The following is a 12841-nucleotide window of genomic DNA, read 5'->3' as shown; positions in this document are numbered from 1 at the left end:
AAGCAGTCGTAGTCGTGCGTCTTAGCTTCAGCTGGCAAACGTCAGTTCAAGTTTTCCGACTTCCGTTTTCGGTAGGTTCGCATCTTCGCGATCGACCCGCACGCCCTACCTTGTGGCCCATTGGTTGTCATCCCGCACCAGACCTTTGTGGCACCGGGGCTTCGGTCATAAAAGGACAATCGGCAGTCCGGGCAGGCTTTCAACCGATTCCATGTGCCGCGTTGCATGCTCCGAAGCACGATAGTGAGGATCGCGGCACTGGTCTCTTCAGACTGAGGGCGAAGGTCGACCACCATCCCTGCATCCGCGATGGCGACGATGGGAACCACAGGGTATTCAGACAGTCGTTTGTGAAACCACCAGAGATCGTTGTCGTTCGGTTTATTGCGTTGGACCATATCGCGCAGACCGTCGCGTATCTGAGTCAGTCTGCTGACTTGTTCTCCATCGGTGGGTCTCGGGAGAGTCTCGAACTGTCGTTTCCATTCACTCTCACTGCTCTCAACCAGTTGTCGGAGATCGTCGCTCGGTGCGCGAGTGTCGTGAGGTATTCGCCAAGTGTTGAGAAGTCTGCGCACCAGTTCCAGATCGTCGGGTGCGGCATTTCGATCCGCTGTATTCATCTCGATCATGCTACCTGTCCGATGTTGACACTTGACACGTTACCACTAATAGAGTGAAGGTGGTAACGCAATCAGTAGCGTGGCCAACGCTTGCGTATGTGTCGAAACTTCGTTGGTGTGACAACAGTTGCGGCCACAGACTTCGGCGTCAGAGAGGAAATCGACGAGTATGAGCGAACTGCGACGGTCGATCGGCGGCACGGTAGGCACGTTCATTGCACTGTCGACCATCCTAGGCAGCGGGATGATGATCCTTCCGGGTACCAGCTATTTTCAGCTGGGGAGGTCGGCATGGATTCCCTGGTGCATTGCTGCTGTGTCGGTCGCTCCTTTGCTCTATTCGTATGCGTGGCTGGGCAGACGCTACCCATCAGCTTCCGGAGTGGCTCACTACTCCGAGTCGGCACTGGGAAGGGCAGCAGGAAAAACTGCGGGCCTATTGGCCGCATTTGCATTGACGGCGGGAATCCCTGCCACTGCAATCACCGGCGGCCGATATGTCGCGGAATTCTCCGGTTGGAGCACACTCGCATGGTTGTTCCCCGTGATGGTCCTTTGTCTGGCAACTGTGATCGTCCTGGCTGGAACAAATGTCTCGGGCAAGGTTCAGGTTGCTCTGGTGTTGGGACTGTTCGCGCTTGTGCTGGCTACCGCGCTGATCGCACTCGTTGTGCATGGAACGCCACCGCCTTCCATCGAGTTGCCTCGATGGGGCCCGCTCGGGGCGGTTCTGACCTCGGTGTACGTTGCTTTCACCGGTTGGGAGACTGTTGCTTTCACTTTTGAGGAGCACAAACGCGCAGACCTGATCCCAAAGATCTTCGCCACCTCATATGCCGCGGTGGTGGTTCTCTATGCTCTGTTGCTGTTTGGTCTCTTCGCCGTGGTCGACGGAAGGGACCCGGCGCTGAACTCGGCTCCGCTGTTGATCCTCGCCGAACACTCGCTCGGCCATATCGGCAGACCGATTGTCGTGGTGCTGGTCATCGCCTGTATCACAGCCAACGTCTGTGCCTCGGTCCTTGCTCTGTCACGTCTGGTATTCGGGCTTTCCCGGAGCGGCCATCTCCCTAGAGCGCTGAGCAGGGTGCGTGCTCAAGACAGCAATCCGATTGTGTCAGTGGGAGCCGTCGGAGTGTTGCTGACAATCATCACTCTGTTCGGTGCCCTCGACCTCATTGATTTCGAGATGCTGTTCGTGCTTTCCGGCGGAATGTACTTCGTGCTCTACGGTATCGGTGTTGTGTCTTTCTGGAAGCTATCCAGCGGAGCGGCAGCGTTGACGGTCAGCGTGATCAGCGGGTTGAGCGTGCTGTTGGTGGCGGTCTTGGCTGGTCCTCCGATGTGGCTGTCCTGGCTGATCTGCGCGTTATTGTGGCTCGTCGCAGTCGTATCCGGGAGACACCGCCCTCACCTGTCAGAACCAACCGTCTCGCCACACGCGGATTCGTGAGCTGACAGGGTCGTCACCGCACCCGCACGCCCGAGCCGGCGACGACCTCGCCGATGACCGGGTGACCAGGCAGTTCACCGGCGACGAGCAGCCCGCCGGAGGTCTGCACATCCCCGAGCAGCAGCACGTCCTCGCGACCGACCGATCGTCCAGGTCGCGGAGTCAGTTGGAGTCAAGCCTGGAACGTTGGGTAACTGGATCAAGAGGTACCGGGCTGAGCATCCCGAAAAGTTCGCCACTGACGAGCTGGAGTCGGTGTCTTGGGCCGAACACCAGGCGGTCGTGGCTGAGAACGCACGGTTGAAGCAGGAGAACGAGTTCCTGGGAAAAGTCAACCTTCTTTGCAGCGAAGCAACAGTAGAGGATGTCTACGAGTTCATTCAGGGAGAGAAGGCCACCTATTCGATCGCGATGATGTGCACAGTCCTCGGCATCGCCCGCGCATCGTTCTACCGCTGGCTCAGCCGCACGAAGGCGGGTCCCACACAACGCGATACACGGCATCAAGAACTGGTCGCGGCCATCAAGATCGCGCATCGCTAAGCGCCATTCAGCGTGGTTCTCGCATCCCATAGTCTCCGGATCGCCGGTGTACCAAGCCTCAGGGTCCGCGTTGATGACCCGTTCGGGCGTCTCGGGTTGAGCGAAGAAGAACCAGTGCCACCACCGAGTTGCGAATCGAGCATCCGCGCGTCGCAGATGCTCGCTGATGGGGATGCAATCCATCAGCACCGCTTTATCGACCCGGTCTGGATAGTCCAGCGCGACGCGGAGTGCTACGTAACTACCGCGGTCGTGTCCGACAACTGAGTATTGCTTGTACCCGAGTTCAAGCATAAGCGCTGCCAATATTCCCGCGATCTCTCGTTTCGAGTGGGCGGAATGATCTCTTGTTGGTGTAGGGCCAATCGACCGCCCATAGCCCGGTAGGTCCGGGACGACGACTGTGAAGCCAGCCGCGACTAGTTCGGGCGCGACTCGATGCCAGGTCGATCCCGTACGTGGACGCCCATGGAGCAGCAACACTACGGGGCCCTCGCCTGCACGGCGAACTCGTAGCGCACATTCCTTGATCACAACGATCTCGTCGATGAAATTGTCGAACATCTCACCAGTATGAGCGCTCCAGCCTGCTCGAGCGCTGTTCTACATGCGAAAGAAGTGAAAGTAGTGCTTGCGCGAAGAGATACAAATTCCCGATCATCCGGCCACGCCTGTTACAACAAGCCTTCCAGATCCATTCGGCATTGAGCGGTACATCTGACCGCATCGGAAACAAGCAGTACCCACTGTGAGGGCGAGGGCGCGACAGCTTCATGTAATGGTTTTTGACAACCTATAGCATTACCCTTCAGTCTGTGGGTATGAAGACGACCTGGGCATGGCTGGGCGACCATCTCGCCGTCGATTTCGCCAACACGATCAAGGTAGTCGATAACAGCACTATCGAACTCATTGGCTCCGTCGAAGAATTTCACGACTGGCACGAAGCGGAACCCGCTGACTTGCCCACCGTTGTCCTGACATCTGAGAGCCTCCGGGACCTGCGTAACCTCCGCGATTGCGCCCTTCGGCTCTTGCACGCCGCTTGCGACGACAGGACGTTGCCGCAGGCTGACGTTGCCACCATCAACGAGGCAATCGAAATCGGCGGCACACTCCGGTTGCTTGGGTCGGCAGCTGGAACCTCTCGTTTACAGAGTGCGTCGGAGGGCGGGTTCGACGCACTTGCCGGGCTTCTTGCTGCCGCTGTGGTCGATCTCCTCGCGCGAGAGGATCTCGCCAACATCGCCGTGTGCTCAGCGCCATCGTGCGGTCAGTTTTTTCATCGTGCCCGGCCGAACCAAATGTGGTGCAGTCCTGGCTGCGGCAATCGAGCTCGCGTCGACCGTCACCGTCATCGCAGGATGGATGCCACGGGAATGGCCCGGCGGTGAGCGTGATGACGACGATTGATCTCTCGGTAGTGCCAGGATTCGTTCTTGCCGTCATACTCATCCTCATCGCTCCAGGACCAGACCTGGCCTACATGGTCGCAGTTGGTCTCGGAAGCGGTCGACGAGCAGCGCTCTCTGCCATCGCGGGCATCTGTTCGGGAATGGGAATCTACGCGCTCATCGTCATAGCGGGATTGGGCACCATAGTCGCCTCGAGCCCCCTCGCTCTAACGGTGATCAAAATATTCGGTGCGGGCTATCTTCTCTGGCTGGGTATCGGAGCAATCCGCTCTGCGCGAACCGCGGCAGGTAATCAGCGCTCTTTGGATGCTGGTCGTTGGTACTTTCGGGGTCTGTTGGTCAGTCTCACGAACCCGAAACTGCTTCTCTTCTTCATCGCCCTGTTACCACAGTTCATCGGAGAAGCGTCGAGCCCGACTCTGCAGTTAGCACTGTTAAGCGTGATCGATATTCTCATCGAATTCGTTCTCTACGGCGCCGTCGGGCTGTTCGCTGGTTCTTTTCAATCATGGTTTGCAGACAGCGCGAAGGGTGGGAGACTCCTCCACTACATTGCGGCCGGAGTCTATTTAGCACTGGCAGCACTCGTGGTCGTGGATCTGTTTTTGCAATGAGAGTGCTAACTCTGCCATCGCACCACTGATCCGGATCAGAGCATGCGGATGAGCAGATCAAACTGAGTTGTAGTCAGGGCGTAGTGCCAGGTCCGAATAGTCGATGACGATTCCGCGGGAGTCAACCGTGATCTCGGCATTGAAGTCTCTGCCGTAACTGGTGTAGCGCATTTTGCCAGCAGTCGGGCTCGAGTCGTAGACCTGGTCGCTGCGAATCACTCGAAGTGAGGGCACTTCGATCCCCACGTTCGTCCCGTTGCCGTCACGACGATGCGACGTGTCTTCCAGCCTGGGCCGACATCGAGTATCCAGCTGGTGTCGTGGGACGAGGCGATTGAGGATCCTGCCACCCGAATACCGTCGTCGCCGAAATTTACTTGGGCCACGTCGTTGTGTGAAGGGTCGTCCACGCCGGTCCACACGTAGAGGTGAGTCGTCATGCATCCAGTGTTCGCCTGCCTCGACCAGAAGCGGCATCGATTTCTGTCCGGCGAATCCGCACATAATCGCGGACGGCGGAATAGGAGAGTCCGACAGCTGGGAGTTCGTCGATGAGGCGGTTCAGGATCCTGGTTGCTGTGTGGCTTTGCTTCCAGGATGCATCGGGATCAGCGCGCAGCATGGCGTCGATGCCTGGCTTGTGGGGGTCCAGTTTCGGTGAGGTTCTCTGCGCCAATTTCCATGGTGGCGGTTCAGTATTGTCTAGGGCTTGGCGGACGGTGGCGATGCACGTTGTGGCGTTGGCCGAGAGCCCGGCTCGAGACTCCTTCGATGCGTGCGTCGCGGCGGATGGTGGCGAAGAGTTCCACTCGTGACTCCATGGTGGTGGCCCCTGTTCTGTTGAACCAGCGTGTGGTTCTAAGGAGAGGCAAGTTGTGGCCGTCGCGACAACTTCTGCGAGTCGCGGGTGGGGCCAAATGAAACCGTCATGGTGGGCTACTTCACACTGTCATAACTAGACAGCTCTGATCGCCGATGAGGCGAAGATCGTGCGAATAACGTAGTTGTCCACGCTTATGAGGCCGGCATGGGCACCAGCGCGCCGGGACAGTAACAGAGTCACGGCATCTCTCCCCTACCGATCGTACCTCCACGCAGGACAGTGGCTTCGGAGGCCACGAACCCCGGCCACGAAGTGCAAAACGCGAGCACGCTGCCCAGTGCGGTAGGAATTCATCAGAAGGGCCGGTCACCACATGATGACTATGGTGACCGGCCCTTCTCAACCACGGCACCAACCAGGGTGCCGCAGTGGGCGACCCCTGCCAGTCTTGTTTGACAAACCTAAAAGGATCCCTAGTGCTGTTGGAGCCTGTCCCACCGCACAGAGGGAGGATCGCCTTCAGACGCCCACTCGACGTCGTAACCCAGATTCCGAAGGACATCTATCGCCGAGGCCGGATCGTCTCTCACCACGGCGCGCGTTTGTGTTCGGCGCCACTCAGCTCGCCCGTCCTTCAGAGCCGCCATCGTGCCCTCCTGCTTATCCACCCCGAACTCTTCGATCAAAGTTTCGAGCACGTCTTCGAGACAAGGGCGGAAACGGTGACCGCCGAGAGGGAAATGGATGCTCTGCAAAGATGGGACCGCATTGGCATCAGCACGTAGGCGCGCCCGGCGCGTGCTCTGTCCCGCCTTGGCCATCAAGAATGTGAACGCGTCCCGATGGGCATGAACATGCATATGCGCGGAAGGGACCTTGCCGGAGTTCCGGTCGTATTCGTATCGGAAGATCGGACCAGTACCGGCCATCGGGACGACTTCGATCTTAGACTTTTCGACTGCTAGGAAGTCACCGTCCCTGTCGAGGCAGCACCTATAGTCCACCTTAAGGTTGAGGAACGGCTGCCCGCCCACAGCCAGAGGAATGCCAACCGACGGGTTCTGGCGTACAGAAACACGCGGTGTGCCTTCAATGTTGAGAGCCTTGAACGGGTCACATTGAGGCGCCACCGCGTGCACTGTCTTAGTTAGCCGTTGCGCGAAGTCAGTAGCCTGAGTTTCCAGCGAGGTACGCTCAATCTCCAATGAGATATTCCAGCTCCATGAGATCGTCATACAGAGCCTGATCGTCATCACTCAAGGCATAAGCATTCCCGCGCGCTTTGAACTCATCTAAATCGCTGATGCCCGCAATTAGAGCTGCATAACGGTTACGAGCATCCTCGAGAGAGATAATCTCAGTCGTCGCTATTGGCATGGTGTTCCACCTCCCGGTTTTACTCATAATAACCTTGATTCGTTGAGAGTACGCTTAGGCACTGACACAAGTTTCGCAGCTTGGAATTGGTGCGATTCTCGCGCTGACAGCGCTAGCTGTACTGGCCGGGGACGTTGATCAATCTTGAGAACGGGGGCTGGTTGTTGCAAGCGGTGTGTGGCCGGTGCTGGTTGTAGTGGTGCAGCCACGGCAGTAGAGCGTCTCGGCGTTGCTGCTCGCTGGTGTAGCAGCGAGCGTATGCCCAGCCGTCGGCCATGGTGCGATGGAAGCGCTCGACCTTGCCGTTGGTCTGAGGCCGGTAAGGGCGCGTGTGCTTCGGCATGATCGAGAGGGCTTCGCACGTGCTGCGCCACAGGTTGGACCGATAAGCACCTCCATTGTCCGAAAGCACTCTCTCTATGGTGACGCCGTGCTTGGCGAACCACTCCACCGCGCGGCACACCACGCCGACTGAGGTCGCAGCTGTTTCGTCGTCGTGGACCTCGGTGAAGGCGACGCGGGAATGGTCGTCAAGGACGGTGTGAACGAACGCGTATCCGAGCTTTGGGCTACCGTAGGCACTGAGTGACTCCCGGTGTTGCGACGCGATGCTTCTCGCCTTGGCGACGACCGACGTAGCGCCAGCCGCCACCGTCAGGGATGTTTCCGAGTTTCTTCACGTCGACATGTACGAGTGACCCCGGGTGGTCGTGCTCGTACCGCCTAACCGGCTCACCCGTAGCTCGATCGGTATACGAGAGGCGATTGAGACCCGCCGAGCGCAGGATACGGTGAACCGTCGATGGGGCAACGTGGAGCCGGCCGGCGAGCCGAACGGGTCCTTCCCTCAACCGCATCCGCAGGCTCACGCACCGCTTCACCACGTCCTTGCTCGTCCTATTCGGTGACGACTTCGGCCGAGAGGATCGATCGTGCATGGGCTCACCGGCACGGTAACGGTCGACCCATCTCTTCACGGTCGGCCATGTCACCTGGAAACGAGCGGCGACCTCACTGATCGGCCATACTTCGTGCACCACGAGACGAGCGACTTTGAATCGGTGACGCGGCGTCAGGGCCGCGTTAGCGTGTGACATTCGATCTCCTGGAATTGAGCAGGCGGCCCCATATGGGACTGCCTGTCGTTGGCAATTTCTCCTGCCTGTTCAATCTCTTCAGAGAACGGGGATGAGCTCCTCATGGAGCCAAACACGCAGATGCGTCGACGTGGTAGTCAGCGGGGTGCGATTCTGCTCGGGGATGAAGCCCTCACGTAGACCGGTGGGCATCCCAAGGATTGCCTCGGCCATGTCCGGTGGCATCCCTACCTGGAGATACTGTTCACGCATCTGGGCATCGCTGATCTGCTCGACTCGGACCTCCCGGTCGAGCTCTTCTGAAAGGATTGTCGCGACCTGGGACCATGTCAGGTCCTCAGGGCCGTGAACTGCCTGGACGTGGCGTCTGCTCCAGTTGCGATTCAGCAAGATGAGCGCTGCTACCTCAGCAATATCTCGCGGGGCTACCCAGCCCATCGGAAAGTCGGGTGGCAGTACGGTCTGGAGGTGCCCCGTTCTGATCGACGCCAGGTCCAACAGCAGATTAGTGAAGAAGAACCCGCAGCGAAGGTGAGTGACGTCCACGTCGCAGGCATCGAGAGCGACTTCCGTCTCGGCCAGGCCATCGATTTCACCGGCACCGTGACGCTTTTCCGCGCCAACGCTGCTCTGGAAAACAACCCGTCCGATCCGGTTCGCCTCAACCGCGGCGACGATTGACTCCGTCGCACGCCGGTAGTCTCCCAGATGATCCGACGAGGTGGTTGGGGGATCGACCCAATAGATCGCGTCCATACCAGCGGTGGCTGAAACGATCTGGTCAGGGTCGAACGAGTCTGCTTCCACCACGTCCGCATACTCCGCAACGGAGGTCGAGATTTTCTCCGGGTGGCGGGTGAGTAACCGCGGTCTGACTCCGGCTCGGATGAGCATGCGCGTCAGGTGTTGACCAACGTTCCCCTGCGGAGTCGTGATGGCGATCGTCATGATGATTCCTCTCTTCCGTTCGTGCTTCCACGCTAGAGGCAGATCCGGCCTGATCCTGTCCGCAATTTCTGGAACCATGGAGACATGGACACTCCATCGACGCGATCACTCAAGTTGCTGGCGCTGCTCCAGTCAGGAGGACAATGGGGTGGTCGCGAGCTGGCAGATCAGCTGCAGGTCAGCGAACGAACCGTGCGTCGGGATGCCATGCGGCTGCGCGACCTGGGTTACGACGTTCGCTCCCGCCCGGGCCCCGGCGGCACCTACGCTCTTCGGCCGGGTATGAAGATTCCGCCGTTGCTGCTGACAGCGGACGAGGTCTCGACGATCATCACGAGCCTGTTGGTTCTCGAAGCGTGGTCACCCGACGACGCCACCGCTGTGACAGCATGCGCCAAGCTCGAGCAAGTCCTGCCCAGAAAGCTGAAACAGCGGGCTGCGGCGGTGGCCCTGTCGACACAAGTCTCTCGGGAACCTCCAGCGTCCGTGGATTGGAATCTCGTGGGCACGATCGCCGACGCCGTCGCGACAAGTTTGCGGGTCACCTTCGACTACACCGACCAGCATGGTCGTCGTTCGCACCGGACCATCGAACCGTATCGACACTTCCTGCGCCAGCAACGCTGGTACCTCATTGCTTACGACCTCATGCGCGAGGACTGGCGCATCTTCCGCCTCGACCGCGTAGAGGAGGTGGCAACCTTCCCTGGACCTCATGACCCGCCAATATTCCCGTGGCACTCGATCGCGGACTGGCTCACAAGCGACTTCGGAGCCACCTGCGAACACTGAACTATCGTCTCCGGTCAGTACATCTAAGGTACCGTTCGGCCCACCTCTTCACAGTTGGCCAGGATACTTGGAACCGTGCCGCTACTTCCGTGATGGGCCATCTTTCGTCAACGACAAGCTGAGCGACTTTCATACGGTGACGCGGGGTCAGTGCAGCATTGGGGTGAGACACAATAATCCTTTCACTCGCCGTAAATGTAGATACGGAAACGGTCGGGCACGTGCGACTGCTGATATTCGAGTTCTTCAGCGAGCACATGGCCTGACAGAGCTTTCTTCGTATACCGCGGCAGATTTCGCGCGTGCCCACCCATGTGGGCAACAGCCGTGGCCTGGCCGCAGGCACGCGCCACAGCAGCGGCCGCAGGGTCTGTACAGTCGCGAGCAGCAGCGTGGCACGCGAACGCCTGCTTGCGCATAGGCCCCACCGTGAGCTTTCCCTCTCGGAACCTGTCGGCGGCATCGAGCGCGTTCGCGAGTCGGTCATCGTCTGGACGATGCAATATAAATACCGGCAGGAGTCGGCGGACGCAGGTGGCGGCCCAGCCGATCAGTTCTCGACGGTCCGGCTCAGTCAGGGTGAGTTCTGTCAGTTCTGGAGCTGTGAGCTGATCATTCGTCATGTACATCAAGGCTACTTCTAAAACCTCCGTTGAGGATTGTGGCATCCTAAGCCCATGGCCAAGCGCGAAAACCTCAAACCATCACTACGGCCGGTGGATCTAGCGCGTGAAGCTGGCGTGTCTACACAGGCGGTTCGAAACTACGAAGATGAGGGCATCCTTCCATCCTCGATCCGTCTGGTCTCCGGCCATCGGCGTTACACGATCATCCATTTGGAGGCGCTGAAGACCTTCATGGCACTCACTTCCGCAACCGGACGGCCCAGAGCCGCGGTCATCATGTGCGGCATCAACACTGGAGAAATGGACAATCCGCTAGCCGAGCTTGACGTCGCTCACGCTCAGTTGCTTGCTGATCGGGACGCCGTCGAAAGTCTGGCCTCGCACTTGGACGAATCCGTCATAGGTCGGCCCGCCCCGCTCTCGAGCCCGCTATCACCCGTCGAGTTATCCCGACGGATTGGACTTACGACCATGACCCTGCGTGCTTGGGAAAAGATTGGCATCCTCATTCCACAGCGCAATTCCGATACCGGCCACCGCCACTACCTCGCAGCCGACGTCAGAGACGCCGAGCTTGCGCACTTGTTGAGACGAGGAGGTCACGGCCTTGCCGGTATCGCCAGGACTATTTCTGCGGTCAGAGATCACGGCGGTGCCGTCGAACTGGCAGATACGGTTAACGGTTGGCGGCAGCAACTAAACACTCGCGCACGCGCTCTTCTCGCGGCCAGCGCAGCACTCGATCACTACGTTCGAGTGCTCGATTTCGTCTAGGAAGCGGTCTCGATCAATGTCCCCGGTCAGTACAGTTAGTGCGCCTAGTGCCACTAGCCGCTTTGCCGCCGCGGCGACACCGGGAGCGGAGCCTGGAACGCGTGCTTCCCGATGCTAATTTTGCCGGTGACATCGATTGGAACGACTCTGTCGATGTCGCTATCAACAGTTCTCACCAGGATGAAATGAGCGCGACCCGCTCCGAGCAACACGCAGCCCCCGGCTGCTACTTGACAATGAATGTAACGGGCGGCATCAAGGGCGCTGCGCTAGCAAAGTCCTTACCGTGCTCATACTTTCGAGGTGGGCGGCGAACTCAGGTGATACGTACTTGGCGATGCGTTTCATGCGTCGCAGTGTCACTTGGACGTTTGCCGAGTCGACTGGCTCGTGGTGGGCTACCCGATTACGCGTCCTGTTCAACTCCGCCATGCTGTCATGCAGCTGCGCACGGTCGGTCTGATTGGGAAGTACCTGCTTGAGGTACGGCCATACGGTCGACTGGACGCGGTGAGCGGTCAAATTCGCCCAGAAACCGAACATCATCTCTGCCAGTATGGCTCCGGGTGGGGCGCTGTAACCCCCGGCTCGCGATCTCGCGTTACCAACGTCGTCACGGGACCGTTTGTCTCCGCCGTGTTGGTGCGGAAAGAGGCGGCGCAGAGGTATGTCCTCAAACCAGTGATTCTCTCCTTGGCGGAGGGACAGCTGTAGGCCTCGGTCGTAGAGGTTACGCACGCCTACCTCAAAGTGCGCGAAATCATGAAGCAGTGAGGCGTTGACGTTTGCGTTCCACTCATACAACCGCAATGCTCGATCGTCGTTGTGACCGGCGGCGATTAAGTACCGTCGGAGCCGCTCTTCGCTCAACCACTCGATGACCCACGACTCCATGGCGCTCCTTTGCTTATCCTCGTATACGAGCGTAAACTAGTTAGCAGAAAGACCGCTAGCGAGTTAGGCCTCGCTCAACGCGCTTAGCGGTTAAAGCATAGAAAGGCCCGGTATTCGATCTTCGCGATCGACCCGGGCCTTTCGCCTTCCCTCCGCCCTCCCCGTATTGCCTCAAAAGTTGGGGACCATCACTACTCCTGCCCGGGACGGCACCCGAGCACCTAGGCCGTGTCAGAACCACCAGATATCATCGTGGTTATGAAATCGGCAGCGGTCGCTGGGCTGGCCGGTGTGGCAGGTGGCATCACTGGCGGCGTCGCCGGGTACAAAACGATGCGCCCGGTGGTGGAGTGGGCTGATCGAGTGCGAGCAAAGGACATCGCGTATCTCGAATCCGAGCAGGATTTGCCTCCCATGCCAGCACCTCAGCCCTCCTATCGCCAGCCGCGTAAGCGATGGCTCATATATCTGCTGAGCATCCTCGGGACCGGCGGTGTCGTCGCCGTCATCGGCGGTGTGGCAACCGCGCTCATCGTCAATGGGGTCGCCAGCACCACAGACATGCTCCCCGGCGAAAAGGTCGTTGCACTCGCGGTAACCGGCGTTACGGGCGCGGTCATCGGCGGCGTGATCGGGGCCGTGATCGGCGGCCTCATCGGCGGCCTCCTCGACATTCGAGAAATGCGCGCCCGCTTCCAGCATGCGCGGGTATATGTGGCGCGCACGGTATGGGAACAGCGTGAAGTCCTGCGCACTGACCTCGCCGCGAACCTGCTTTCGCGGGAAGACGCAATACAGCAGCTGTACTCGGATATGAGCACATAAAAGTGCCCCCGACTCGTTGTCGGGGGCACTCGCGTGC

The 12841-nt window shown here is 59.2% G+C and carries 14 protein-coding genes and 3 pseudogenes; 7 read left to right on the top strand and 10 right to left on the bottom strand.

Annotated elements, in window-relative coordinates:
• Positions 1-41: 41 nt before the first annotated feature.
• Positions 42-227, bottom strand: coding sequence for a CGNR zinc finger domain-containing protein (locus BI49514_RS17235; RefSeq protein ID WP_420808578.1), 186 nt, complete (start codon positions 225-227; stop codon positions 42-44).
• Positions 228-792: 565 nt separating this feature from the next.
• Here BI49514_RS17235 and BI49514_RS01575 point away from each other — a divergent pair.
• Together BI49514_RS01575 and BI49514_RS16260 are read left to right on the top strand one after the other, a co-directional pair.
• Positions 793-2076 (top strand): APC family permease, encoded by a 1284-nt coding sequence (locus BI49514_RS01575; protein WP_101543689.1) that lies wholly within the window; start codon positions 793-795, stop codon positions 2074-2076.
• 186 nt (positions 2077-2262) lie between these two features.
• Positions 2263-2619: an IS630 transposase-related protein gene (locus tag BI49514_RS16260; protein WP_115614090.1), complete on the top strand. Its 357-nt coding sequence runs from the start codon at positions 2263-2265 to the stop codon at positions 2617-2619.
• A 42-nt stretch (positions 2620-2661) separates the two neighbouring features.
• Here BI49514_RS16260 and BI49514_RS16255 read toward each other — a convergent pair.
• Positions 2662-3183: pseudogene (locus tag BI49514_RS16255) on the bottom strand (alpha/beta fold hydrolase); the annotation flags it as partial.
• 257 nt (positions 3184-3440) lie between these two features.
• Between BI49514_RS16255 and BI49514_RS01560 the strand changes: the two are divergent.
• Together BI49514_RS01560 and BI49514_RS01555 are read left to right on the top strand one after the other, a co-directional pair.
• Entirely contained in the window at positions 3441-4013 is a 573-nt protein-coding gene (locus BI49514_RS01560) for a CGNR zinc finger domain-containing protein (protein WP_101543686.1), read from the top strand.
• Positions 4014-4018: 5 nt separating this feature from the next.
• Positions 4019-4648 carry a LysE family translocator gene (locus BI49514_RS01555; protein ID WP_101544058.1) on the top strand — a complete coding sequence of 210 codons (630 nt, stop codon included), beginning with the start codon at positions 4019-4021 and terminating at the stop codon, positions 4646-4648.
• Between the two features lie 57 nt (positions 4649-4705).
• Here BI49514_RS01555 and BI49514_RS16460 read toward each other — a convergent pair whose 3' ends face one another.
• The 6 genes and pseudogenes from BI49514_RS16460 to BI49514_RS01530 all read right to left on the bottom strand — a co-directional run bounded on the left by BI49514_RS16460 (position 4706) and on the right by BI49514_RS01530 (position 8893).
• Entirely contained in the window at positions 4706-4867 is a 162-nt protein-coding gene (locus BI49514_RS16460) for a putative glycolipid-binding domain-containing protein (RefSeq protein ID WP_180954341.1), read from the bottom strand.
• Positions 4864-5088: a hypothetical protein gene (locus BI49514_RS16455; protein WP_167443901.1), complete on the bottom strand. Its 225-nt coding sequence runs from the start codon at positions 5086-5088 to the stop codon at positions 4864-4866. Before BI49514_RS16455 ends, BI49514_RS16460 begins: the two co-directional genes overlap by 4 nt.
• An 856-nt stretch (positions 5089-5944) precedes the next feature.
• Positions 5945-6676, bottom strand: a complete 732-nt coding sequence (locus BI49514_RS01545) for a hypothetical protein (protein WP_101543684.1) — start codon at positions 6674-6676, stop codon at positions 5945-5947.
• Positions 6666-6875: a hypothetical protein gene (locus tag BI49514_RS01540; protein ID WP_101543682.1), complete on the bottom strand. Its 210-nt coding sequence runs from the start codon at positions 6873-6875 to the stop codon at positions 6666-6668. The genes BI49514_RS01545 and BI49514_RS01540 overlap by 11 nt, the downstream gene beginning before the upstream one ends.
• A gap of 85 nt (positions 6876-6960) precedes the next feature.
• Positions 6961-7945: pseudogene (locus tag BI49514_RS01535) on the bottom strand (IS481 family transposase).
• A 78-nt stretch (positions 7946-8023) separates the two neighbouring features.
• Positions 8024-8893, bottom strand: a complete 870-nt coding sequence (locus BI49514_RS01530) for an NAD(P)H-binding protein (protein ID WP_101544056.1) — start codon at positions 8891-8893, stop codon at positions 8024-8026.
• A gap of 114 nt (positions 8894-9007) precedes the next feature.
• On the opposite strand from BI49514_RS01530, the gene BI49514_RS01525 reads away from it, so the two are divergent.
• Entirely contained in the window at positions 9008-9685 is a 678-nt protein-coding gene (locus BI49514_RS01525) for a helix-turn-helix transcriptional regulator (protein ID WP_244195206.1), read from the top strand.
• A gap of 28 nt (positions 9686-9713) precedes the next feature.
• Here the strand turns inward: BI49514_RS01525 and BI49514_RS16245 are convergent.
• Positions 9714-9857 (bottom strand): annotated as a pseudogene (locus BI49514_RS16245) (helix-turn-helix domain-containing protein); the annotation flags it as partial.
• 10 nt (positions 9858-9867) lie between these two features.
• A complete protein-coding gene (locus tag BI49514_RS01515; RefSeq protein WP_244195205.1) occupies positions 9868-10308 on the bottom strand; it encodes a putative immunity protein in 441 nt (146 codons plus the stop codon).
• 54 nt (positions 10309-10362) lie between these two features.
• Here BI49514_RS01515 and BI49514_RS01510 point away from each other — a divergent pair, with 54 nt between their 5' ends.
• Positions 10363-11085, top strand: coding sequence for a MerR family transcriptional regulator (locus BI49514_RS01510; RefSeq protein ID WP_101543676.1), 723 nt, complete (start codon positions 10363-10365; stop codon positions 11083-11085).
• Positions 11086-12237: 1152 nt separating this feature from the next.
• Positions 12238-12804, top strand: coding sequence for a hypothetical protein (locus BI49514_RS01500; RefSeq protein ID WP_101543673.1), 567 nt, complete (start codon positions 12238-12240; stop codon positions 12802-12804).
• Positions 12805-12841 lie beyond the last annotated feature (37 nt).

Origin of the sequence: Brevibacterium iodinum ATCC 49514, assembly GCF_900169265.1 — a bacterium.
Lineage (GTDB): Bacteria > Actinomycetota > Actinomycetes > Actinomycetales > Brevibacteriaceae > Brevibacterium > Brevibacterium iodinum.
The sequence above is the reverse complement of the archived record's forward strand: the minus strand, read 5'-3'. Positions and strand labels throughout refer to the sequence as shown.

Bases quoted from the DNA above. Each gene is read 5' to 3' on its own strand.
- BI49514_RS17235 (WP_420808578.1), bottom strand. From the start codon at position 227: ATGCAACGCGGCACATGGAATCGGTTGAAAGCCTGCCCGGACTGCCGA.
- BI49514_RS01575 (WP_101543689.1), top strand. From the start codon at position 793: ATGAGCGAACTGCGACGGTCGATCGGCGGCACGGTAGGCACGTTCATT.
- BI49514_RS01560 (WP_101543686.1), top strand. From the start codon at position 3,441: ATGAAGACGACCTGGGCATGGCTGGGCGACCATCTCGCCGTCGATTTC.
- BI49514_RS01555 (WP_101544058.1), top strand. From the start codon at position 4,019: ATGACGACGATTGATCTCTCGGTAGTGCCAGGATTCGTTCTTGCCGTC.
- BI49514_RS16455 (WP_167443901.1), bottom strand. From the start codon at position 5,088: ATGACGACTCACCTCTACGTGTGGACCGGCGTGGACGACCCTTCACAC.
- BI49514_RS01540 (WP_101543682.1), bottom strand. From the start codon at position 6,875: ATGAGTAAAACCGGGAGGTGGAACACCATGCCAATAGCGACGACTGAG.
- BI49514_RS01530 (WP_101544056.1), bottom strand. From the start codon at position 8,893: ATGACGATCGCCATCACGACTCCGCAGGGGAACGTTGGTCAACACCTG.
- BI49514_RS01515 (WP_244195205.1), bottom strand. From the start codon at position 10,308: ATGACGAATGATCAGCTCACAGCTCCAGAACTGACAGAACTCACCCTG.
- BI49514_RS01510 (WP_101543676.1), top strand. From the start codon at position 10,363: ATGGCCAAGCGCGAAAACCTCAAACCATCACTACGGCCGGTGGATCTA.
- BI49514_RS01500 (WP_101543673.1), top strand. From the start codon at position 12,238: ATGAAATCGGCAGCGGTCGCTGGGCTGGCCGGTGTGGCAGGTGGCATC.